Source organism: Acinetobacter sp. FY683, assembly GCF_059515885.1.
The window spans coordinates 62,922-86,492 of the sequence record NZ_JCAKNA010000010.1 but is presented as its reverse complement, the minus strand read 5'-3'; the positions used below and the strand labels follow the sequence as shown (position 1 = coordinate 86,492).

Below are 23,571 nucleotides of genomic sequence, written 5' to 3'. Positions count from 1 at the left end.
ATGATATTGATGTGCAAAGTATGCATAAAAAATAAAAAAATAAGGGATTCAGTAATGGTGGTTTATTTTTTAATGGGGGCTTTGCTTTTAGCCTTAATTGTTTTTTTAGCGTTTAAGAATTTAAGGTCACGTGTAAAGCCTCATGATAGTGCACTGAAACAACGTGCAATTTTTAGTGCCAATGAACAGCTTGTTTTCACTCGCCTAAAGAAAACTTTACCGAAGCATACTATTTTGGTACATGTTTCTTTCGATTCATTATTAACAACGAAATTTCATCATACTCGTTCAAAATATAGGAATATGATGGCGGATTTTGTTGTTTTAGGGCAGCAAAATGAAGTGGTTGCTATTATTGCAGTGGAAGACTATGCCGCAACTAAAAAGCATAAAAATACTATGTATCAAGACGAAATTTTAAAGTTAGCTGGATACCGTGTTTTGCATTTTTATGGTTTACCTACACTTCAGCAATTGAAAGATAAATTTAACTTTTTAGACAGTTTTGAAATTTATGAGCAAGATATTGCATCGTTAAAGAAATATGAGTTTTATTCAGAAAAGCCTTCATCACAACTAAAATTAATGAATTAAAAAAAGCATGCAAAAGGCATGCTTTTTATATGAAAGTTGAATTACGGTTTAACAGCAACAACAGTCATTTCAACTAAAATTTCTGGTTTGTTCATATTCGCTTCTACACAAGTGCGAGGTAGAGCATCAATGTCTGCAACCCAAGCATCCCAGACTTCATTCATTGGTGCATAGTTTACGGCAATGTCTTTAACAAAAATCATGACAGATAGGATATGACTTTTATCTGTTCCAGCATCTGCAAGAAATTGGTCAATATAATCTAAGGTTTGTTGTGTTTGACCTTTGATGTCGAGTGTTAAATCTGATGCCAATTGACCTGCTAAATGAATCAAGTTCCCAGAAATAGCAATTTCAGAAAAGCGCTTTTGAATATGTAAGCGTTCTACAGCCATAAGATTACCGTTTTAAAATATAGAATGTATGTGAGGATGATACCAAAAAAACGCCAATAGGCTGAGTATGAACTCTGTATCTGTATAATTAAAAATAAAAAAGAAAATACGAGGAGATTTGTTTTTATGAATAAAATATTTTGAGCTTAATTTTCTAGTATTAATACTGCAAAATTGCTGTTAACAGACCATCTGTAGCTGAGTGTAGAGCAACAGAATGCTATGAAAAATGGTTCAAAATAACGAGTGATGTAGTGATAAAAGCAGTAAACCCAACAGCAATAATACTAATTGATGTATTTTGTACGTAGAAAATCGAGTTTTTAAAAGATAAATTTGAATAACTTATATTAGATATGCACAAAGAATTTCCATGGGCTGACATCAGAGATGCCCTGTAATGTTCGGATTTGATCGTCTCGCCAATCACAGGACAAATGCTGAAAGTAAAGGTGATTTTCAGCATCTCAGCGCATACATGGATAATGCATCGCAGAAGTAGATTACTCTAAAAATATTGAATGTGAAGACTAATTTGCTTTATTTTTATTCTTTTGATTAAAAAAGAATCAAATTAGATGGATAAATCATCCCAAAGAGAAAGTTGAGGCTGAGGCTTTTTCTCTTGAAGTTGATATACGCCAATACCGACTAATCTAAATTGATAATCTTGAGGAATATGCATTTCAGAGAGTAAATTTTCTAAAATTTGTTTCATTTCATTTTTACTATTTAGAGGCAGTTTGAAACTTTTACTATGTTGAATGACTTGGAAATTTTTTAATTTTAGCTTTGCTGAAACCCCACGAGCAGCTAAGTTTTTCTTTTCTAATATCTCCCAAACTTGATCAATCAGTTTAGGCCAGTAGGGAAGACATTGTTCTAAATTAAAGTCTTGATCGAACGTGGTTTCCTTAGAAATAGATTGACGCTCTCGTTCTGTTTGTACAGGTCTTTCATCAATGCCTTTTGCATATAGAAAAAGTTGTTTCCCGTATTTTCCAAAGTGATGTGTTAAAAAAGCTTCTTCAGTGTTTTGTAAGTCGCCCAAGGTTTCTAAGTTTAAAAATCTTAATTTTTCTTGAGTGACTTTACCTACACCGGGAATCTTTTTAAGTTCTAGGTGTTGAATAAAGCTCTGAACTTGAGATGGTTTGATTACGTAAATTCCGTTGGGTTTATTCCAGTCAGATGCAATTTTTGCCAAGAATTTATTTGGTGCAACACCTGCAGATGCTGTAAGTCCTGTGACTTGAAAAATGTCTTCACGAATCCGCATCGCAACTTCGGTTGCACTGTTAATATTTTGCAAATTTTCAGTAACATCCAAGTAGGCTTCATCTAAAGATAAGGGTTCAATAATTGATGTATATTTTTGAAAAATTTGATGAATTTGAGCTGAAACTTCACGATATTTATTAAAATTAGGTTCAATTACTATAACTTGAGGGCATTTCTTTTTTGCTTGTGTCATCGACATTGCAGAACGTAACCCAAAAGTACGAGCAGGATAAGATGCAGCCGCAATTACCGCACGTGGATGGTGTGATGAAATCACCACGGGTAAGTGTTTTAATTCAGGTTGATCTCGTAATTCAACAGATGCATAAAATGCATCCATGTCGATGTGTATGATTTTTCGCATGCACTCAAAGGATTGTTTGCTTTATGTTCAGTATTACATGTTCAATGGGTTTGTTGAAAGACATGCCTTAGGCATAACGACACAAACTGTCTGACTTAATTTTTATTGGGGGTATTTAAAGGCTGTTCAACTTTATTTTTTTCTAGAAATTCATGCCATTCTTTTTCATTGCCATTAAAGACATTCATATCAACAACAGTAGGAATACCCGTAATTTTTCCTTGATTGGTATATTGCCACATGAGCCATTTAGGATTGTCTTTTAAATCTGGTTTACCTTGATATTCACGTACCCAAAGAGGTGTATTCTTGAATTCACCTGCAAGTACAATGTTATAGAAGCTTTTAGAAATATAAAAAATAGGTTGTTTACCGTAATGTTGATAAATCTGATCATGCATGATCTGAATTTCTTGTAATAACTGCTCTTTGGTAAAGGTATTGATGCAATTGCTGTCATATTCTAAATCAATAACAGGCGGTAAGGCATTCTCTTTATTGGGTACTGTTTCTATAAAGTTTTGAGCTTGAATTTGTCCATCACGGCAAATTCTATAAAAATGATATGCCCCGACTAGAAAGCCTTGTTCTCGTGCTTTGAGCCAATTGTCTTGGAATTTTCGATCTTTAAAATCACCGCCTTCAGTTGCTTTTAAATAAACAAATTTATAAGTTTTAGGTGATATTTTTTTCCATTGAATATCACCTTGGTGATGTGAAACATCAAATCCTTTTATAGGATATTCTGTAGCAGATGCAGAGCGCTGTTGAAAAAAGCTTAAATAGATTATAAGAACAAGACAAAATCCCCCTATACCCAAGAGGGAGCGATATGCTGCTTTATGATGAATCTTCTTTTTTCGTGCACTCATTATAAATATAAAAAGTAGTATTTAAGCTTATGATACGCTGTTCTTAAATAACAAACTACGCTCTTGATACAAACAATTTACACGGGCGTATTTTTAGGAATTTGCCAGAAAATTGCTGCAGTGATGATGTTGATAGAGCCTAGAATAAGTAAGGTAATGTGAAAAGCTGTTGTGGTGTTTTCTGGACCTAAATAGGCTGTAAAAACATTGACTAATGTGCCTGCAAGCGCCACACCTATACTCATTGAAACCATCATAATCATTGACAAAAAACTATTACCACTACTTGCATCTTGTTGCGGTAAATCTTTGAGAGTGAGCGTGTTCATAGATACAAATTGTAATGAGTTAAGTACGCCAAAAATAAAGAAGTGAATTGCACGCAACCAAATAGGTGTATCTGCAGATGTTAGGGCAAAACTCGCAATACATGCGCCAACTAATAGTGTATTGATGAGTAGAACTTGGCGATAACCAAATTTTTGAATAATAGGACGAATAATGGGTTTTGATGCTAATGAGCCTATAACGGTTGGAATCATTAGTAACCCTGTAACAAATGGTTCAAAACCAAAAGCGACTTGCAACATAAGTGGGAGTAAAAAAGGTAATGCATTACCACCTAAGCGAGCAAAGAAATTGCCTACTATGCCAACAGCATAAATACGATTTTTAAATAGTTTACTGCGGAATAATGCATTTTTATGTGTATGCGAATGAAATGCATAAAATAAAGAAGCCAAAATTCCTATAATAATTAAGCCAATACTCCACCAAATCGAATGTTGAGGATTAGCAAAATTTTCAATACCTAAAGATAAGCCAACCATTGCAAATACCAGCAACATAATACCGATGAAGTCAAAAGTAGGCACTGTTGGCTCGGTGATATTGGGCATGGCTTTAAAGGTAATGAGAACGCCAAGTACTCCCATTGGAATATTAATCAGAAAAATCCAATGCCATGTGGTGACTTCTACAATCCAGCCGCCAAGAGTAGGTCCAATGAGTGGTCCAATTAATCCTGCAAGGCTCATTAGACTCATTGCTGCAAGAAATTGAGTACGTGGAATCACCTTGAGCATAGCCAAGCGCCCAATAGGTAGAAGTAATGCTCCGCCAATACCTTGAATAACGCGATAGATTAAAAGTTCATTAATGCTTTCTGAATAACCACAACCTAAAGATGCGAGGGTAAAAATAATAATCGCTAAAAAATAGGTATTTCGAACACCAAAGCGATCTGCGAGCCATCCACTCAAAGGAATACATGCTGCAACAGACAATACATAAGCCACGACAATACTGTGCATTTGTAAAGGATCTTCGCCTAAGCTGCGAGCCATGGCAGGAAGTGCTGTATTTACAATTGTTGTGTCTAGTCCTTGCATAAAAAAACCAATAGATACAAGTAAGACTAACAAGCGAAATTCAGGCTGTAAGGCTGTATGAACAGGTGTTTGACTCATAAATTTATATCAATGTTTTTTCTAAGTTTAATGTAATTGGAAATAGAATGCAGAGTATCTTCTTATTGAAACCTAAGAATATTGTTGAAAGATAAAAGGGGAGCACATCTCAATTTCAAGACCCACCTTTTATGTTTTTCTTTCACTTACTCTTAACATATATGAATATATTTTTTGTCATCATTTTGTTGGATATTCATGAAATTGTCATAAAAGCGACATAAGATGGCAATATATTTATGATCTCGCATTTCTTGTTATGACAATTGAAATCTTAATGGTCATTGGCTTCTGTTTAGCAGCCTATTCCATTGTCGGAAATGACGTACCACAAACTTTAGGTACATTTATCTCTTCCAATTCACATCGTCCTTGGTGGGTGTTGTGGATTTATATTAGCGTAATTTTAGCAGTAGTTCTCAGCTATGGCTGGTGGGCTTCAGGCGTTGGCGATGCATCTTATGGGCGTTTAGAAACCATTCCATTCCCTGAAGGGGGAATTACTTGGTTGTATATTGTGCCGCCAATTTTGCTTATTTTACTGACGAAATATGGTATTCCTGTAAGTACCACATTCTTGGTTTTAACCATATTTTCCCCTGCAAGTTTGGGGGCAATGATGGTGAAATCGATGATGGGGTATGCTGTTGCTTTTATTACGGCATTACTGATTTATCGTTTCGTTGCTAGTAAAACAACGGTGTACTTTAACAAAACCAAAGATCAAGAACACTCCACAAAATGGATTGTATTGCAGTGGTTATCGACTGGTTTTTTATGGAGCCAATGGCTCATTCAAGACTTGGCGAACATTTTTGTATATGTACCACGTCAGGTTCCATTTGATTTTCTAATCTTTGCAATTGTTGTTTTTGTTGTGCTGCTTGGTGTTATTTTATACAAGCGTGGCGGGGCAATTCAGAAAATTGTTGATACTAAAACAGATGTAACAGATGTTCGAGCAGCAACTATTGTTGACTTTATCTATGCTCTTATTCTCTTAGTATTTAAAGAGTGGAGTAACATTCCAATGAGTACCACTTGGGTGTTCTTAGGTTTGCTTGCAGGTCGTGAGTTTGCAATATCAATGTTAATTCAAGCGGTAGGTAAACGTCGTACTTCACGTAATGTAAGTAAAGATGCAATGAAGTTGATGTTTGGTTTAGCGATGAGTGTGATTTTAGCAACGACTTTGCCTTGGTTTTATGAATTTGTTACAGGTTTAGCAAGTTAAGTCTGTAAAATAAAAAAAAGCGAGCTAAGTGCTCGCTTTTTTTATTGTATTAATATTGGCTTAGACCACAAAAGATTTAGGGCAATCTAAATTGCTTAACGCATTAAAAATTTGTTTTGAAGAATTACACACAATGAGTTTTGCTCTGTGTTGCGGTGGTAAAAAACCTTCTTGAACAGCATGATCAAGTTGAGCAATCAAGGAATCATAAAATCCATTTACGTTATAAAGCATCATTGGTTTTTGATGCTGATTTAACTGTGCCCAAGTTGCAATTTCTAAAATTTCTTCGAATGTTCCTAAACCGCCAGGCAGTGCAACAAAAGCACAAGCACGCTCTGCCATCATGGCTTTGCGTTCATGCATTGTTCGTACAATATGTAATTCAGTTAACGTATTGTGAGCAATTTCATAATCCAACATAAACTCGGGAATAACACCAACTGCTTCACCGCCGTGTTCAATCACAGTATCTGCAACTTGACCCATTAAACCAATGCTTGCACCGCCATAAACTAAGCCAAGATTATGCTCAGCTAGACCTTTTGCAAGTGCAATTGCTTTTTCCTTATAAATTGGATTGTTACCAGAACGAGAACCACAATAAAGTGCAACGAGTGGTTGAGTGGTTTTAGGAGATGGGTTCTTATATTCAATCATAGTTAATGCATGGTTCATTTTGTTGTCATCATCCTATCATCGGCTATATTTTTAATTTAGCATAGAGATAAAATGTGACAAGTAAGTAAAAGAAACTTTCTTGTGCATCATTTAGTTATAAAATGAAAACAAAGTTTGTATAAAAAAAGATGATTCTAATTAGAATCTTTTCTATACTAAAAATCTGTTTCACAACAATAGAACCGACATGGGTAGTGGAAGTTGGGTTTCCAACGCAATTAGTTCCTTTAATTTTGCAAATTCTTTATTTCTAGTGGATGTGCAATTCTTTAAATCTCAATCTAATAGAGATGGTATTCAGGAGAAGAACGTATGATCTTTGAATGGATGTCTGATCCATCTGCATGGGTGGGATTACTCACACTTGTTATTTTAGAAATTGTATTAGGTATAGATAACCTAGTATTTATTGCAATTTTGGCGGAAAAACTACCTCCAGAGCAACGTAATAAAGCACGTATTGTTGGGTTGCTATTAGCACTTGGTATGCGCTTAATTTTGCTTGCATCTATTGCTTGGGTGGTAACGCTTACAAATCCTTTATTTCATATTTTCAATCATCCATTTTCTGGGCGAGATCTTATTTTGCTGTTTGGTGGTGTATTCCTTTTATTTAAAGGCACCATGGAGCTACGAGAGCGTCTTGAAAGTAAGCCAATACACAAAGAGGAAAACCTAGTTCACGCTACATTTTGGATGGTGATTATTCAAATTGTTGTGCTAGATGCTGTTTTCTCACTAGATAGTGTGATTACGGCTGTGGGGATGGTGAAAGATCTTTCTGTAATGATGATTGCAGTGGTCATTGCTGTTGGTATTATGCTTTGGGCATCGAAACCGCTTATGGATTTTGTGAACAAACATCCAACTGTTGTTATTCTATGTCTTTGTTTCTTAATGATGATTGGTTTCTCATTGTTAGTCGAAGGCTTTGGTTATCATATTCCTAAAGGTTATTTATACGCTGCAATTGGCTTCTCTGTTCTTATTGAGTTTTTGAATCAAACCATGCGTCATAACCAAGAAAAAATGGTAACGACAACAGATTTACGCTATCGAACAGCATCTGCTGTGATGCGTATGTTAGGTGCTAAAAGTGGGGCAGAGTCACAAGATAATAATGTGGAAGATGTTTTGGCAACACGTGCTTTCGCAGATGAAGTTTTTGATGAAGAAAATGGTGTTTATCACAGTGTGATGGTTCAAGGGGTACTCGGTTTATCTGAACGTCCTGTGAAGTCTGTAATGACGCCTCGACCTGAGCTTGAATGGATTGATTTAGATGAAGATGAACAATCTATTCGAGAGCAATTATTAAGTACTACGCATTCACGTTTAATTGTGGCACATGGCGAGCTTGATAATATTGCAGGTGTGGTGCTGACCCATAAAGTGATGAATGAATACATTGAAACAGGTGCTTTGAATTTTGAAGCTCATTTGCGTGAGCCTGTGATTGTTCATGAAAATGCACAAGTTTTAATGGTGATGGAACAATTGCGTCAAGCTCCATTACAAATGGCACTCATTCTTAATGAATATGGTTCAATTGAAGGGGTCGCAACACCTATTGATGTGCTTGAGGCAATTGCGGGTGAATTCCCAGATGAAGATGAGCTTGATACAACAGCTGAAAGTCTGGCGGATGGTTCATTAATGCTAGAAGGTTCAACCGATATTCGTCATGTATCCTTACTTTTAGGACGCGATTTAGTCGATGAGTCTGAGCAATATTCCACGCTGTCAGGTTATATCTTATTTCATTTAGGTCATTTGCCTGAAAATGGAGAAAACATTGAAATTGATGGTTATGTTTTCGAAATTGTGACGATGGAAGGTCAGAAAATTGAAAAAGTACACATCACCCATAAAGACAAGACGTTCTGAAAGGTGTGTGAATATTGAAAATAGATTTAAATCGTTAAAATCTATTTTCAATTCCGTTAAAATAGCCCGATATTTCGGGCTATTTTTATGGAAAATTGAATGTCATTAAGCGCATGTCCTTGTGGTGAAGGTGAATATCAAAGCTGTTGTGAGCCACTGCATTTAGGTCAATTGAAAGCTGAAACAGCGGCTCAACTTATGCGTTCAAGATATAGTGCATTTGCAAAACAGAAAATTGATTATATTGTCCAAACTACAGTAATTGGACAACAACAAGCTCTAGATATTCAGGCAATTACAGACTGGAGCAAAGCGAATCAATGGCTAAAATTAGAAGTTATAAATGCCAATGAAGAATTAGATAAACATCATGCACAAGTCGAGTTTAAAGCGCATTATCATGATGGAGAGAAAGAACAGGTTCATCATGAAATTTCACATTTTGTGCAACAAAAAAGCGCATGGTATTTTTTGGATCCGACAACAGATCAAAAAATTACGATGAAACAGCCATGTATTTGTGGTTCAAATAAAAAATTTAAACAATGTTGTGCGCAATTTATGTAATTTTATCTGAGATATGCCTTAGAATAGCGCACAATTATTACCCTACACGGAATCAGGGCGATGTTGTTAACCATTATTTATATTATCGCAATTACTGCTGAAGCAATGACAGGTGCTTTGTCTGCTGGTCGGCGTAGTATGGATTGGTTTGGCGTAATGCTCATTGCCTGTGTGACTGCTTTAGGTGGCGGTTCTGTTCGAGATGTTCTACTTGGACATTACCCTTTAACGTGGGTGAAACATCCTGAATATTTAGTATTAACTTGTTGTGCAGCCTTTGTCACAATAGTAATTGCTAAATGGATGAGTCAATTACGCACCATTTTCTTAATTTTAGATGCTTTAGGCTTAATTGGTTTTACCATTATTGGCTGTCAAATTGCTTTGCAGATGGGGCATGGCTTTGTTGTAAGTGCTGTTGCAGGAGTACTCACAGGGGTTTCTGGTGGTATTTTGCGTGATATTTTGTGTAATGATGTACCACTTGTTTTCCGTCGTGAATTGTATGCAAGTATTTCTTTGGTATCGGTCATTTGCTATTGGATTTGCGTAGAAATTGGCTTATCACTTGAATTAACTGTTATTGCAACATTGGTATTTGGTTTTACACTTCGTTTAATTGCGATTTATTTCGGTTTAGAAATGCCGAAATTTATTTATAAAGATGATGATGAGCAATCTGCTTCATCGAAAGATGAGTCTTAATACTATTTAGTAGTTTATAAGTAACTGCATAAAAAACAGTTACTTTTTTGAATGTGGTTTATAAAAATATTAATAGTAAAAGCATAAAATCCTGTTGGGAAAGCAGTACGCAACCTTTCACCATGTCAGAGATATTGTTATGGATTTAGTCTCACGAGTACAACGTTTACCTATAGGTAAATTTCATTATACCCTGCTATGGGTAATCGGACTGGGGTGGATGTTCGATGCAATGGACACAGGTCTCATTTCGTTTATTTTGGCAAAAATGGCTGAAGATTGGTCAATGACACCTGCTGAAAAAGGTTGGGTGGTTTCCATTGGTTTTGTGGGAATGGCAATTGGCGCAGTATTTTCAGGCGGCTTGGCAGATAAATGGGGGCGTAAAACCGTATTTGCCATTACTTTAGTCATTTACAGTATTGCAACCGCGGCTTGTGCTTTTGCGCCAAATTTAACGTGGTTACTGGTATTTCGCTTTATTGTTGGCTTGGGTTTAGGTGGTCAACTTCCTGTTGCTGTTACCTTAGTGAGTGAATATATTCCAGCACATGTGCGTGGTCGCTTTATTGTATTACTTGAAAGTTTTTGGGGATTAGGTTGGCTATGTGCTGCATTAGTTGCTTATTTTGTTATTCCAAAATTTGATTGGCATGCTGCATTTTTAATTGGTGGACTTCCTGCTTTATATGCCATTGTTATTTGGAAAAAAGTTCCTGAATCTATTCCGTACTTAATTAACCGTGGTCGTATTGATGAAGCGCATGCATTGGTTCAAAGTTTTGAACGCCAATGTGGTGTGGAAGTGATCGAAAAAATAGAAGTTAAACCTGTATCAGAAAAGCAAAATGTATCATTTACACAATTATGGTCAGGGGCTTTTGCTCGCCGTACTTTAATGTTGTGGTTGATTTGGTTTGGTATTGTATATTCTTACTACGGTATTTTTACGTGGTTGCCAAGTTTATTGGTGAAAGAAGGCTACACCATTGTTCAATCCTTTGAATATGTTCTTGTCATGATTTTGGCACAACTTCCAGGTTATATTGCTGCTGCATGGTTGGTTGAAAAATTAGGTCGTAAAGTAACATTGGCGGGCTTTATTGGCATGTGTGCTGTGTCTGCCTATTTCTTTGGACAATCTGACAGTGTTGAGCAAATTGTAATTTGGGGCTGCCTAATGTCGTTCTTTAACTTGGGCGCATGGGGCGTACTTTATACATATACACCAGAACAATATCCAACGAATATTCGTGCTTTTGGATCGGGTTGGGCATCTGCAATTGGGCGAATGGGTGGAATTGTGGCACCGTTAGTAGTCACCCATATGATGGTGATGAATAACGGTTTTAGCTATGTATTTATGATGTTTACTGCTGTTTTACTTGCGGTTGCATGTGTCATTTTAGTACTAGGTGAAGAAACAAAAGGAAAGTCTTTAGATTCTATTCGTTAGTGATTGGTTATTTTTTAGTTGATCATTTGGAATAAAATGGATACTTTTACGACATAAGACATAAATTGTCGCAGAGTGATACTTCATACCCTTGTATAGAAGACACCTGCGACATAGCATAAGAACTTAAACAGACAAAAACGATTTAGGATAACAAGTTGTTATGACAAGCCTTGCGCATCATGCGACAGAAAACCGTTCCGTAGCAGAATTTACAGAACAAGCTTATTTAAATTACGCCATGTACGTGATCATGGATCGTGCATTGCCGCATATTAGTGATGGTTTAAAACCTGTACAGCGCCGTATTGTTTATGCAATGAGCGAATTGGGTTTAAAACATAGTGGCAAGCCGAAAAAATCTGCACGTACTGTGGGTGATGTATTAGGTAAATATCATCCTCATGGTGATTCTGCTTGCTACGAAGCAATGGTCTTAATGGCACAGCCTTTTAGTTATCGCTATCCTTTTATTGAAGGACAAGGTAACTGGGGTTCACCAGATGATCCTAAGTCATTTGCAGCAATGCGTTATACAGAAGCAAAACTTTCGCAATATAGTGAAGTGCTGTTGTCTGAATTGGGTCAGGGCACATGTGATTGGCAGGATAACTTTGACGGTTCAATGAAAGAGCCTGTAAATTTACCTGCACGTGTACCAAATATTTTGCTTAATGGTACGACTGGTATTGCCGTTGGTATGGCAACAGATATTCCGCCACATAACTTACGCGAAGTGGTAAAAGGTACAATTGCGCTTATTCGCAACCCTAACCTAACCGATTCTAAAATTGCAGAATATATTCCTGCACCAGATTTACCGACCAATGCAGAAATTATTACGTCTCCAGAAGAGCTTTTAAAAGTTCAAACAACAGGACGTGGTAGTTACAGAGTACGTGCGGTTTATAAAGTTGAAAAAAATGAAATTGTGATTACGGACTTACCGTATCAAGTTTCAGGTTCTAAAGTTATTTCGCAAATTGCAGATCAGATGCAAGCGAAGAAATTACCTTTAGTTGCAGATTTGCGTGACGAATCTGACCATAAAAATCCAACACGTTTGGTTATTGTTTTACGTTCAAATCGAATTGATGCAGAAGCGGTGATGAGCCACCTATTTGCAACAACAGATTTAGAATCGAGCTATCGCGTCAATATGAATATGATTGGTGCAGATGGTCGTCCACAAGTTAAATCTATTCGTAAAATTTTGCTTGAATGGATCGAAATTCGTAAACAAACGGTCACACGTCGCCTGCAATATCATTTAAATAAAATTGAAAAGCGCCTACATATTTTAGGTGGTTTGATTATTGCCTATTTGAATATTGATGAAGTGATTCAAATTATTCGCGAAGAAGATCAACCCAAACCTGTGTTGATGTTACGTTTTAATATTGATGAAGTTCAGGCAGAAGCTATTTTAGAACTCAAGTTACGTCATTTGGCAAAACTTGAAGAAATGGAAATGCGCCGTGAGCAAGAAGAATTAGAAGCTCGTGCAGCAATTATTCGTGAACAATTAGAAAATCCTGAATCTTTAAAAGCTTTAATTATTGAAGAGCTTAAAGAAGACGCAAAAAAATATGGTGATGATCGCCGTTCGCCAATTGTTCAACGTGCAGATGCAGAAGCTATTAATGAACAAGATATGTTGCCTGCAGATCCTGTGACTGTTGTACTTTCAGAAGCAGGTTGGATTCGCTGTGCAAAAGGTCACGATGTTGATGTTGAAAACTTAAACTATCGCGCGAGTGATAAATATTTAAGTCATGCGCAAGGTAAATCAAACCAACGTGTTTATGTGCTTGATGAAGCAGGGCGCAGTTATGCACTTGCTATTAATAGTTTACCATCTGCACGAGGTATGGGTGAACCATTAAGTTCAAAACTTGCACCAGCAAGTGGCATTGGTTTTAAACAAGTCTTTATTGCAGATGATGATGCAGAACTTATTGTTGCAAGTAACAAAGGTTATGGTTTCAAAACGCAAGCGAAGCAATTAGATACGAGTGCCAAAGCAGGTAAGGCTTTCTTAAGTTTACCTGAAGATGCATCCGCACTTGATTTACAAACGATTGACGGTGCTACGCATCTAGCTGTATTAAGCTCTGCGGGTCGGTTATTGGTAATAGATTTAGAAGAATTACCTTCATTAAATAAAGGTAAGGGTAATAAATTGATACAACTTGATGTGAAAGATCAAATTTTATCCATGACAACTCTTAATTTAAATGAAATAATTCAATTGCTTGCAGGACAGCAGCAACTAAAACTAAAAGGTGATGACCTTCAAAAATATGTGGGTAAAAGGGGAACTAAAGGGCAACTTTTACCTAGAGGTTATCAAAAAGCAAATAAACTGTTCATTCAAAGATAATGCTAGCATCTATTCAACAAAATACGTTATATATGCAAAGTGTTCAAAATGGATGCAGTACAAAGCACAAAAAGTTAAATAATGAGCTTGTACTGAAAAGAAACAGTTTAAAAATTAAGGATTATAGGTAGGAGTATTGAACGTTATGGAAAAAATTTGGTTTAGTGAATACCAAAAAACAGGCATTCCAGAGACTGTTGAACTTCCAGCAGAAAATACATCTCTAAATGATGTTTTTGAGCGCAACTTTCAAAAGTTTGCCGCACGTGATGCCTTTATCTTCATGGATAAAGTTCTAACTTTTGGTCAATTAGACGAAGAAAGTCGTAAATTTGCGACATATTTACAAAGTTTAGGATTGGCTAAAGGTGCACGTGTTGCTGTAATGATGCCTAACGTTCTTCAATATCCTATCGTGGCTTTAGGTGTTTTCCGTGCAGGTTTAGTACTTGTAAATGTGAATCCACTTTATACTTCGCGTGAATTAGAGCATCAATTAAATGACTCTGGTTCAGAAGCTTTAGTAATTATTGAGAACTTTGCAGCTGTATATCAAAAGATATTAGGTAAGACTCCAGTTAAACATGTGGTTGTTGCATCTGTGGGTGACTTGCTTGGTACGCTGAAAGGTACCATTGTAAACTTTGTTTTACGTTCTGTTCGTAAACAAGTTCCTGCATGGGATATTCCGGGTCATGTACGCTTTAATGCAGCAATGTCTAAAGTAAGTGCAAGCAACTACAAACGCCCGAATCTTACTTTAAGTGATACTGCAGTACTTCAATACACAGGCGGTACTACAGGTGTATCTAAAGGTGCAGAGTTAACACATCGCAACTTGGTTGCGAATATGTTGCAGTGTGATGGTATTTTCCAAAGTAAATTTGGTAAGCAAGATGGTCAACCAGATGATCGTATCTTCTGTGCTTTACCGCTGTATCACATTTTTGCATTTATGGTATGTGCGCTTTATGGTATGTACAAAGGTCAAGCAAACGTACTTATTCCAAACCCGCGTGATCTACCTGCTGTCATTAAAGAGCTTCGTAAGTATCAACCAACATTCTTCCCTGCGGTAAATACATTGTTTAATGCACTTGTAAATAACGAAGAATTTAAACAACTTGACCACAGTAAAATGAAGATGGCGATGGGTGGTGGTATGGCTGTATTGCCATCGACTGCTGAAGCGTGGAAAAAAGTAACAGGTACAAATATTATCGAAGGTTACGGTTTATCTGAAACTTCACCTGTAGCAACAGCAAATCCACCTGCATCTATGGAATTTAGTGGTTCAATTGGTATTCCATTACCACTTACTGAAGTTGCTATTTTAGATGATGATGGCAATGAAGTTCCTCTTGGTGAACAAGGTGAAATTTCAATTCGTGGTCCACAAGTTATGAAGGGCTATTGGAACCGTCCTGATGAAACTGAAAAAGTCATGACGAATGGTTTCTTCCGTACGGGTGATATTGGTGTAATGAATCCACAAGGTTTCGTTAAAATTGTTGACCGTAAAAAAGATATGATTTTAGTCTCTGGCTTTAATGTATATCCTTCAGAAATTGAAGAAGTTGTTGCTCAGCATCCAAAAGTGTTGGAAGTTGCAGTTATTGGTGTGCCAGATGAAAAATCAGGTGAAATTCCAAAATTATTCGTTGTGAAAAAAGATCAATCTTTAACAACTGAAGAAATTTTAGCATTTGCGAAAGAAAACTTAACAGGCTATAAGCGCCCACGTTATGTTGAATTCATGGATGAATTACCAAAATCGAACGTAGGTAAAATTTTACGTAAAGATTTACGTAAGCCTGCATAAGTCATGAAATAAAAAAAAGCGCCTTATGGCGCTTTTTTTTATTTCTTTAAAAACCATCTATCGATATAGGGGCGACCTACACCAAAGATGCCAAGAAAAATAAACATGGTGCCAAATTGGCGCAAGAAACTTGGGTTTTTAAATGCACCATAACTCAGCACGTTATCAATGAGGCAATATACACATAGAATTGCAACCCATAAACCGAGTGACATACGCTTAACAGAAACTGCGTAAAATGAAATCCATAAAATAACGAATGTAAAAACAGTAGACCAAATATTAAAGTTGGCGCAAATAACACATAGTAAAAATGCAACAACTGGAATCACAATTTTAAAAGCACGATCTACTTTAAGTTGATTCTCACGTTGCATTTCAAGGACATTAAACATTTCTTCTTGATCTGGCTTCACCATAAAGTGGATCCTTAAAACAATTAAAATTGATAAAACATGACATTAAACGAAAATTATCCATGAAATGCCATGCTATGATATGACAATAAAATCTCCATGAGAATTGCCTTCATGCAAAGTATAAGTGGAATTGTTTATCTAATTTTGATTGCATGTCTTTTACCCTATGTTTTTGCAATCATTGCTAAAAAAGTTGGTGGTTTTAAAGCGCAAGATAATCAAGAGCCTAGAGTATTTTTAGCAAAAACGACTGGTTTGGCTGCACGCGCAAATGCAGTACAACAAAATAGTTATGAAACTTTACCATTATTTCTCGCAGCTATCTTATTGGCAGAATATATGGTTGTGCCACAAGTAGTCATAATGACTTTTGGTATTGCTTATATTATTTTTAGAGTATTTTATGGCATCTGTTATTTAATTAATTGGGCAACTCTACGCTCTATTTTTTGGGTACTTGCATTACTTTGTCCTATTGCATTGCTTTTATTGGTCATTCGCATTACTGGATGAATAGCAGAGCTGAAAATATGTATTTTTCCAGAGCAGATGTATAATCGACGGAAAATTTAATTGAGAAAACGGTTATAATCGTTCTTGATTAAAAAAGATTTAACTTGTTAAAGAGTAATGCTATGAGCTACAGCAATATCCCTGCGGGTAAAGATGCACCAAATGACATCTATGTAATTATTGAAATTCCTGCAAATGCAGCACCAATTAAATACGAAATTGATAAAGATTCTGATGCATTATTCGTAGACCGTTTCATGGGTACAGCAATGTTCTACCCAGCAAACTATGGTTATGTTCCAAATACATTATCTTTGGATGGTGATCCGCTAGACGTATTAGTTGTGACTCCACATCCAGTTGAGCCAGGTTCTGTAATTCGTTGCCGTCCTGTAGGTAAATTGAATATGGAAGATGACGGTGGTGTAGATGCGAAATTAATCGCAGTTCCACATGATAAACTAACTCCAATTTACAAAGATGTTCAAGAATATACAGACCTTCCTGAATTATTGATCAAACAAGTTGAACACTTCTTTGCTCATTACAAAGATTTAGAAGCAGGTAAGTGGGTTAAATTAAGTGGTTGGGAAGGTTCTGAAGTTGCAAAACAAGAAGTTCTAAGCTCAATTGCTGCTTATGAAGAAGCAAACAAGTAATTGTTTGATGGTTTAAGCTTTTTATTTTAAAAATTTAGCCATAAAAAAACCTGCACAATGTGCAGGTTTTTTTATTATCTTGAATATCGTGTGAATTAGAATAATTTCACAGGAATATCAAGGAAGATACGCCATTCGTTAGTGTCAGGCATATACATATTTTCATAAGCAGTATCTGCACGATAGTGTGAATAACGTAAACGTAGGCTTGCATCTTTAGCAAAACCAGACTGAACAGTATATTTCACTTGGTTAAAGAATTCACGTTCTTTAGCATTACTAGTAGTTAGTTCACGACTGACAACAGGCGTGTTCTTATCCCCAGCTGTTGCATAAGAAGGTGTATTGGCATGAATGTTCCAACCATATACAAATGCAGAAGTCCATGCTAAGCCAGGTACACCAAATTGACTGAAGTCTAGATTATATTGAATCTGTGCAGATTTTTCTTTAAGACCATTGAAGTCAGAAAGGTATGAGTTTGGTAGATAAATACTTTGGAAACCAGATGCATGGTCACCATAATCATAACCAACATTGCCATCATTTTGTTGATATGCAAGCATTACACTGTGTGGGCCTGTTGCATATGTTGCTGATAGTGCCCAAATTTTATTGTTATATGAGTTGTCAGCAGAGCCAATATATGAATATAAATTAGCATTATCTTGTTTATCAAACTTTGTATAGTAACCACTGAAGTCATAAGTAAGTGAGCTATCGTTTGCTAATGCTTGTTTGTAGTTTGTATTAATATAATGACGGTCTAGGCGATCTTTATTATCTAAGCCGTAATATGAAGCAGTGAATGCATCATTAAATTTATATTTAGCACCCCAAACATAAGCACTTTTTAAATCATTACCATCTGTAGAGATTTGATCTGACATTTGGTTTTTAGTGAATTTACCAGCGATTACATTTAAATCTTTAATTTCATTGCTAGAAATTAATGTACCAGTGAAGTATTCAGGAACTAAACGTGCTGTATTACTTGCAAAAACAGGAATATCTAAAACTTGTGTACCATAAGTTACAGTAGTATTTGAAACACGAGCTTTTACGAAACCACCGCCACGAGTCCATTGGTCGTGAGGATTGCCATTAGCATCACGTGGAATCATGTTGTTGCCAGAGTGATCATTTCTACCTAATTTAAATGACCAGTCACCAATAACACCTGCACCAATACCTACAGTACCTTGTGTAAAACCTGTTTCTAGTTTTACGATCGCTGTTTGAGCTGCTGATCTATTATCTTCTGCACCACTTTTTTTATCGCGATCGATAAAACCAGTACGGAATAAAACAGAACCTTCAGCATCTTCAATAAGACCTTTAGATTCGCTTTGTTCGCTGGCAAAAGCTGTTGAAACAAGTGCTGCTTGAATTAAAGTAGCAAGTAATAATTTTTGTGTTTTTTGCATTGGGAGAGAGCCTCTATACAAAATAATAGTGAATGGGTGATGGATATAAATCACATTTAAAAGATGCTTATAATTAATCCTAATTAATTAAGGTTAAACACTCTTCCAATGAGGTTTATATATTTGCCTATAGAAACATGCATTTAATTTGATTAAGAATGCAGTTAACTTGCCATAATATATATGACTTATAGGCACTTTGGGTATAAAAAAATAAACTAAGATCATAAAAAAAATATATAGAAAAGGAGATTTTGTCTAAATATTGTTATTTTATCTTAACTTATGTGTGGCTTATTTTTGTGCAAATTCATAAAAATGTAAATACTTTAATATAAATTTGTTTACTTTTAATGCGTTTTTATGGTGAGGGAGTTGCTGGCAATTAATTTTTTCCTATAGCGCTTTAGCTACTTGTATCGTGTGAATCAACGTCATTTATATTGTGATCTCTTTATTGGTATCAATTTTCCTTGATGTTGTTTTCTTTTTTTTAAATTGGCACAGCAATTGCTAACTTCTTTGTGAGTTTTCAAATTAATCAAAAAAGAATCGTTCTAACGATATCAGGGGATACACAATGAAATTCACTTTAAAAGCATTAAGTCTAGCTTTCGTTGCAACTGCATCTGGTGCTACATTTGCAGATGAAAGTTCAAAATTGCCATTAGGTTTAGAGTTTAGTGGCTCAGCAGCGATTACATCAGATTATCGTTTTCGTGGTATGACACAAACTCAAAATGATCCTGCAATTCAAGTGGGTTTGCATTTAGCACATAGCAGTGGTTTTTATGCTGGTGTATGGGGATCTAATGTAGATTTTGGAAATGATGCACCAAATTTTGAGTTGGATCCATATTTAGGCTATAGCTATACATTTGAAAATGTAAGTTATGCACCTTGGATTGATGTTGGTGTGTGGCGTTATGGCTATCCTAGCCATACAAAAGATTATGCATTTACTGAATATTATGCTCGTGCAGGATTATCAGGCTTAATTGCTGAAGGTGATGGCTTTAATGCTACGATCAATTATACAAATAGCTACGTTAAATCGGATAAAGATGCTTGGTATTTCTCATTAGGCTATGCTGTACCATTTGCTGATACTGGATTCGGTGCAAATGCGAATGTAGGTTATACAAAGGTAAAAGATTATGTTGAATATAATGGTGGATTTAATGGAAAGAATCATTACACCGATTGGAAAATTGGCGTAACGTATGACTTTAAATCTATCGATGGATTTACTGCAGAACTTGCAGCTATAGGTACGGATATTAGCAAAACTGGGTTAGATAAAGCCGAGAAGCGCCTTAATGAAACAGGTGCAGTATTTACTTTAACTAAATCTTTCTAAGTTTTAGATTTCAAGTAAAGAAAAAAGCCTGCAAAAAAGCGGGCTTTTTTATGCCTGAGTATTTCTATAAGACAGTGCTTCTGTTAAATGGCTACTTTGGATATGTTCACTTTGTGCTAAGTCTGCAATGGTACGTGCAACACGTAAAACCCGATGATAAGCACGAGCAGATAAATTTAATCGCTGTTGAGCAATTTCTATAATGTTAAGTGCCTGAGTGTCTAAACTTGCATATTGTTCTAATTGTTTTGGACTAAGCGCCATATTGAGGCAATTTTGCCTTTCGATCTGAAAGTTATAAGCTGCAATTACGCGAAGGCGGACTGTATCTGAGTTTTCAACAGGTTTTGTATCTTGTAATTCAGATGCTTGAAGAGGTGGTACATCAATATGTAAGTCAATACGGTCTAATAAAGGTCCTGAAATTCTATTTTGATATCGTTTAATTGTCTCTGCTGAACATTGGCAACGAACATCTTGATTAAATGCATAGCCACATGGGCAGGGATTCATTGCTGTTATTAATTGGAAGTTTGCTGGAAATGTGATTTGTCTAGATGCTCTAGAAATGACAATTTCTTTTGCTTCTAAAGGTTGTCTTAAAACCTCTAAAACTTTTCGGTCAAATTCAGGTAATTCATCTAAAAATAAAACACCTAAATGAGATAGTGTAATTTCACCTGGTTTAGGATGTGAACCGCTGTCATTTACAATAATAGAAGCTAGTGGCATGATATGAATTCAGCTACTTGCATGTTGTTTTGTACAGAAATAAAAGCTAGTTTTTACAATAATAGGAGCTAGTAGAATGCAAAATTACAATAATAAGGGCTAGTTGATTATTTGTGAGGACAAGTATGAAAAGAATAAGTGATGAATATAGCCCTGTTAGAAAACCTCAAACTGTTTATGGGAGTATTTCAGGGTATTACTCTTTTAGGGGAGAAAAAACGATATGGTTCGAATCCACCTTGGAGCGTGATTTTCTTTTTAAGCAAGAATTTAACAGCAATGTTATTGATGTAGTTGAACAGCCTATTTCTGTTCCATATATAACTGATTTAGGAAATGAATCGACATATACCCCTGATTATTTGGTGCAATTTTCAAGTGCGGTTTATGATGATGTTGATTCATTTCCTGCACCATTATTAATCGAAATTAAACCTAGAAAAAAATTAAAAGAAGATTGGGAAAACCTTAGACCAAAATTTAAGGCTGCTTATGCTTTAGCTTCTGAGAAAGGTTGGAGATTTAAAATTATCGATGAGTCTCGTTTGTATGATCAATATTGGGAAAATATTAATTTTCTAAAAAGATTTAGGCGTTCCCATATTGACGAGGTTGATCAGCAAGTATTAGTTGAAACATTATCAAAATTAGGTCATTCAACTGTTAATCAATTACCTGCTTATATTTTTAAAGATCAAAAAAATGTATTAAAGGCTATTCACCAAATTTGGGCTTTAGTTTCAAAAAATATACTTGTTTGCGATCTATATGCTCCTTTTACTGCTGAAACTGTTATTTGGGTAAACGATGGTTCTAGAGCACAAGGAGTCATTTAAATGATACAAGATGAATTAGTAAAGATTGATAGAAATCGCCTAGTTATTAAGCCAAATTCTATTGTCGGTTATAAAGATGAAAAATATAAAATTATCAATATCCTAAGTGCGAAAGAAGTTGTGATTTCGAATTTGGAATCCGCACGAAGCATTCAAGTAAGTATAAGTGAATTGTCTGTTTTAAATGAGGATAATGATTTAAATTCTAGGCTTAATCAAGGTGAGGATATTTCTGCTGAATTATGGCAAATCGCTTTAAATCATTATGAAATTATTAAGGAACTTATTGACTATTCCACAGTTGAAGCGGTTAAGAAAACTGCGAATGAGCATAATCTTCATGTTAATACTGTGTGGAAATGGCTTAAGGCATATAGAGAAAACAAGTCTATTTTAGCTTTAGTTCCTAAGAAGCGTGGTTGGACAACAGAAAAAACAAGGTTGTCACCAGAGTTAGACAATATCATTCGACAGGCTATTCATACTAAATATTTAACAAGCTTAAAGCCAAGTATTGCGAAAACAATTTTGGAAGTTAGACTTGAATGTTTCAAGAGAGGAATAGAACCCCCTCATGACAATACGATTCGCTATAGGATAGAAGCACTTAATGCCTATGAGGTGACTAAGGCAAGATATGGAAAAAAGGCTGCAAGAGATAAATATGAAGCTTCTGCGGGTACATTCCCAAATGCTGATTATCCATTAGCTTATGTACAGATTGATCACACTCCATTAGATATAGAAATCGTTGATGAGCAATATCGAGAAACCATAGGTAAGGCATATTTAACTTTAGCAATTGATGTTTTTAGTAGAATGATTGTTGGTTATTACCTTTCTTTAGAAGCTCCAAGTGCGACATCAGTTGCTATGTGTATCTCATCGGCAATATTGTCAAAAAAGAGAAAATTGCTTGAATTAGATATAGATGGTGAGTGGGATATTGAAGGTATTATGGATTCAGTCCATTCCGATAATGGTTCTGATTTTAGAACAAATCATTTGCATAAAGCATGTCTAAAATATGACATTAATTGGGAATATCGACCTATTGGCGGTGCAAAGTATGGTGGGCATATTGAACGTCTATTAGGTATCTTAAACCTTGAAATGCATGTCTTAGAAGGGACGACTAAATCTAACATTTTTGAAAAAGGAACGTATGATTCAGCTAAAAATGCGTGTTTAACATTCCGTGAGTTGGAACATTACATCGTATATTGGATTGTTAATGTATACCATAAAAGTAAGCATTCAATACTTGAAGTACCTCCGCAACAAATGTGGGATGAAGGTATTTGGGGAACAAAATTTAGAGTTGGTACAGGTTTAAAAGAAAGAGTTTCTGATGAAGCAACGCTTTTTTTAGATTTTGCTCCTGAATTTGAATCAACCATTCAAAGAACAGGTGTGAAAAAGGATAAACTCTTTTATTTTGCTGATTGTTTAAGACCTTGGATCAATGCAATTGATCCAACTGACAGTGATAAAAGGCGTAAAAGAAAGTTTATTTTTAAAAGAGATCCACGTGATATTTCAATGATTTGGTTTTATGAACCGAATACCAATACATACTTTAAAGTGCCTACAGCAAAACGTGAGATTCCAACAATTGGCTTACATGAATATAGGCAAGTTCAAGCATATCTTAAGAGTGAGCGATTAGATACTGTTGATCAAGATGCTATCTACAAAGCAATAATTTATCTTCGTGAAAAAGTAGATCAAGCCGTGACTTTGACTAAAAAGCAACGCCGAATGAATCAAAGAAGGAAAGAGAATGGGAAAATGGTTGCTGAAATTCACCATGAAAATAAAAGTAATTCAGCCTCCCATACAAGTAAAGATGCTCCAAAGTCTCAGAACAGCTTATGGGATCAAAATCTAACAGCTTTTGAAGATTTGAGGTAAA

Annotated in this window: 20 protein-coding genes and 1 pseudogene; 13 read left to right on the top strand and 8 right to left on the bottom strand. The window is 35.6% G+C overall.

Annotation, left to right across the window (positions count from 1 at the left end; genetic code table 11):
* Nucleotides 1-54: 54 nt before the first annotated feature.
* On the top strand, nucleotides 55-594 hold the full coding sequence (locus tag AC5YDH_RS07475) for a DUF2726 domain-containing protein (RefSeq protein ID WP_496118181.1): 540 nt from the start codon (nucleotides 55-57) through the stop codon (nucleotides 592-594).
* A gap of 41 nt (nucleotides 595-635) precedes the next feature.
* Here AC5YDH_RS07475 and AC5YDH_RS07470 read toward each other — a convergent pair whose 3' ends face one another.
* The 4 genes from AC5YDH_RS07470 to mdtD form a co-directional block, all read right to left on the bottom strand.
* Nucleotides 636-989, bottom strand: coding sequence for a RidA family protein (locus AC5YDH_RS07470; RefSeq protein WP_496118179.1), 354 nt, complete (start codon nucleotides 987-989; stop codon nucleotides 636-638).
* A 574-nt stretch (nucleotides 990-1,563) separates the two neighbouring features.
* Complete coding sequence (dinB, locus tag AC5YDH_RS07465; protein WP_496118177.1) at nucleotides 1,564-2,634, bottom strand: DNA polymerase IV; 1,071 nt, start codon at nucleotides 2,632-2,634, stop codon at nucleotides 1,564-1,566.
* Between the two features lie 95 nt (nucleotides 2,635-2,729).
* Nucleotides 2,730-3,506 carry a glycoside hydrolase family 25 protein gene (locus AC5YDH_RS07460; protein ID WP_496118175.1) on the bottom strand — a complete coding sequence of 259 codons (777 nt, stop codon included), beginning with the start codon at nucleotides 3,504-3,506 and terminating at the stop codon, nucleotides 2,730-2,732.
* Nucleotides 3,507-3,583: 77 nt separating this feature from the next.
* Nucleotides 3,584-4,975 carry a multidrug transporter subunit MdtD gene (gene mdtD / locus AC5YDH_RS07455; protein ID WP_496118173.1) on the bottom strand — a complete coding sequence of 464 codons (1,392 nt, stop codon included), beginning with the start codon at nucleotides 4,973-4,975 and terminating at the stop codon, nucleotides 3,584-3,586.
* A gap of 259 nt (nucleotides 4,976-5,234) precedes the next feature.
* On the opposite strand from mdtD, the gene AC5YDH_RS07450 reads away from it, so the two are divergent.
* A complete protein-coding gene (locus AC5YDH_RS07450) occupies nucleotides 5,235-6,209 on the top strand; it encodes a hypothetical protein (protein WP_496118171.1) in 975 nt (324 codons plus the stop codon).
* A gap of 60 nt (nucleotides 6,210-6,269) precedes the next feature.
* On the opposite strand, the gene AC5YDH_RS07445 is transcribed toward AC5YDH_RS07450, so the two are convergent.
* Nucleotides 6,270-6,887 (bottom strand): LOG family protein, encoded by a 618-nt coding sequence (locus AC5YDH_RS07445; RefSeq protein WP_496118169.1) that lies wholly within the window; start codon nucleotides 6,885-6,887, stop codon nucleotides 6,270-6,272.
* Between the two features lie 315 nt (nucleotides 6,888-7,202).
* On the opposite strand from AC5YDH_RS07445, the gene AC5YDH_RS07440 reads away from it, so the two are divergent.
* The 6 genes from AC5YDH_RS07440 to AC5YDH_RS07415 all read left to right on the top strand — a co-directional run bounded on the left by AC5YDH_RS07440 (nucleotide 7,203) and on the right by AC5YDH_RS07415 (nucleotide 15,710).
* Entirely contained in the window at nucleotides 7,203-8,777 is a 1,575-nt protein-coding gene (locus AC5YDH_RS07440; protein ID WP_496118167.1) for a TerC family protein, read from the top strand.
* Between the two features lie 99 nt (nucleotides 8,778-8,876).
* On the top strand, nucleotides 8,877-9,344 hold the full coding sequence (locus tag AC5YDH_RS07435; RefSeq protein WP_496118165.1) for a YchJ family protein: 468 nt from the start codon (nucleotides 8,877-8,879) through the stop codon (nucleotides 9,342-9,344).
* Nucleotides 9,345-9,404: 60 nt separating this feature from the next.
* The gene (locus tag AC5YDH_RS07430; RefSeq protein ID WP_496118164.1) at nucleotides 9,405-10,049 is read left to right on the top strand and encodes a trimeric intracellular cation channel family protein; all 645 of its coding nucleotides are present in this window, start codon (nucleotides 9,405-9,407) and stop codon (nucleotides 10,047-10,049) included.
* Nucleotides 10,050-10,188: 139 nt separating this feature from the next.
* A complete protein-coding gene (niaP, locus tag AC5YDH_RS07425; protein WP_496118162.1) occupies nucleotides 10,189-11,505 on the top strand; it encodes a niacin transporter NiaP in 1,317 nt (438 codons plus the stop codon).
* A gap of 163 nt (nucleotides 11,506-11,668) precedes the next feature.
* Nucleotides 11,669-13,888, top strand: a complete 2,220-nt coding sequence (gene parC, locus AC5YDH_RS07420) for a DNA topoisomerase IV subunit A (RefSeq protein WP_496118161.1) — start codon at nucleotides 11,669-11,671, stop codon at nucleotides 13,886-13,888.
* A gap of 145 nt (nucleotides 13,889-14,033) precedes the next feature.
* The gene (locus AC5YDH_RS07415; protein WP_496118159.1) at nucleotides 14,034-15,710 is read left to right on the top strand and encodes an AMP-binding protein; all 1,677 of its coding nucleotides are present in this window, start codon (nucleotides 14,034-14,036) and stop codon (nucleotides 15,708-15,710) included.
* A gap of 38 nt (nucleotides 15,711-15,748) precedes the next feature.
* Here AC5YDH_RS07415 and AC5YDH_RS07410 read toward each other — a convergent pair whose 3' ends face one another.
* Nucleotides 15,749-16,129 carry a hypothetical protein gene (locus tag AC5YDH_RS07410; protein WP_496118157.1) on the bottom strand — a complete coding sequence of 127 codons (381 nt, stop codon included), beginning with the start codon at nucleotides 16,127-16,129 and terminating at the stop codon, nucleotides 15,749-15,751.
* A 111-nt stretch (nucleotides 16,130-16,240) separates the two neighbouring features.
* Here AC5YDH_RS07410 and AC5YDH_RS07405 point away from each other — a divergent pair, with 111 nt between their 5' ends.
* Together AC5YDH_RS07405 and ppa are read left to right on the top strand one after the other, a co-directional pair.
* Nucleotides 16,241-16,642 (top strand): MAPEG family protein, encoded by a 402-nt coding sequence (locus tag AC5YDH_RS07405; protein ID WP_496118155.1) that lies wholly within the window; start codon nucleotides 16,241-16,243, stop codon nucleotides 16,640-16,642.
* Between the two features lie 122 nt (nucleotides 16,643-16,764).
* A complete protein-coding gene (gene ppa, locus AC5YDH_RS07400; RefSeq protein WP_496118153.1) occupies nucleotides 16,765-17,301 on the top strand; it encodes an inorganic diphosphatase in 537 nt (178 codons plus the stop codon).
* A gap of 95 nt (nucleotides 17,302-17,396) precedes the next feature.
* Here ppa and AC5YDH_RS07395 read toward each other — a convergent pair whose 3' ends face one another.
* Nucleotides 17,397-18,728 carry an OprD family outer membrane porin gene (locus AC5YDH_RS07395; RefSeq protein ID WP_496118151.1) on the bottom strand — a complete coding sequence of 444 codons (1,332 nt, stop codon included), beginning with the start codon at nucleotides 18,726-18,728 and terminating at the stop codon, nucleotides 17,397-17,399.
* A gap of 580 nt (nucleotides 18,729-19,308) precedes the next feature.
* Here AC5YDH_RS07395 and AC5YDH_RS07390 point away from each other — a divergent pair.
* On the top strand, nucleotides 19,309-20,088 hold the full coding sequence (locus tag AC5YDH_RS07390; protein ID WP_496118149.1) for a TorF family putative porin: 780 nt from the start codon (nucleotides 19,309-19,311) through the stop codon (nucleotides 20,086-20,088).
* Between the two features lie 48 nt (nucleotides 20,089-20,136).
* Here the strand turns inward: AC5YDH_RS07390 and AC5YDH_RS07385 are convergent.
* Nucleotides 20,137-20,790: pseudogene (locus tag AC5YDH_RS07385) on the bottom strand (ATP-binding protein); the annotation flags it as partial.
* A 155-nt stretch (nucleotides 20,791-20,945) separates the two neighbouring features.
* On the opposite strand from AC5YDH_RS07385, the gene AC5YDH_RS07380 reads away from it, so the two are divergent.
* Both AC5YDH_RS07380 and AC5YDH_RS07375 read left to right on the top strand, forming a co-directional pair.
* Nucleotides 20,946-21,656, top strand: a complete 711-nt coding sequence (locus tag AC5YDH_RS07380) for a TnsA endonuclease N-terminal domain-containing protein (RefSeq protein ID WP_496118147.1) — start codon at nucleotides 20,946-20,948, stop codon at nucleotides 21,654-21,656.
* Nucleotides 21,657-23,570, top strand: coding sequence for a TnsB C-terminal domain-containing protein (locus tag AC5YDH_RS07375; protein ID WP_496118145.1), 1,914 nt, complete (start codon nucleotides 21,657-21,659; stop codon nucleotides 23,568-23,570).
* Nucleotide 23,571: the final 1 nt, after the last annotated feature.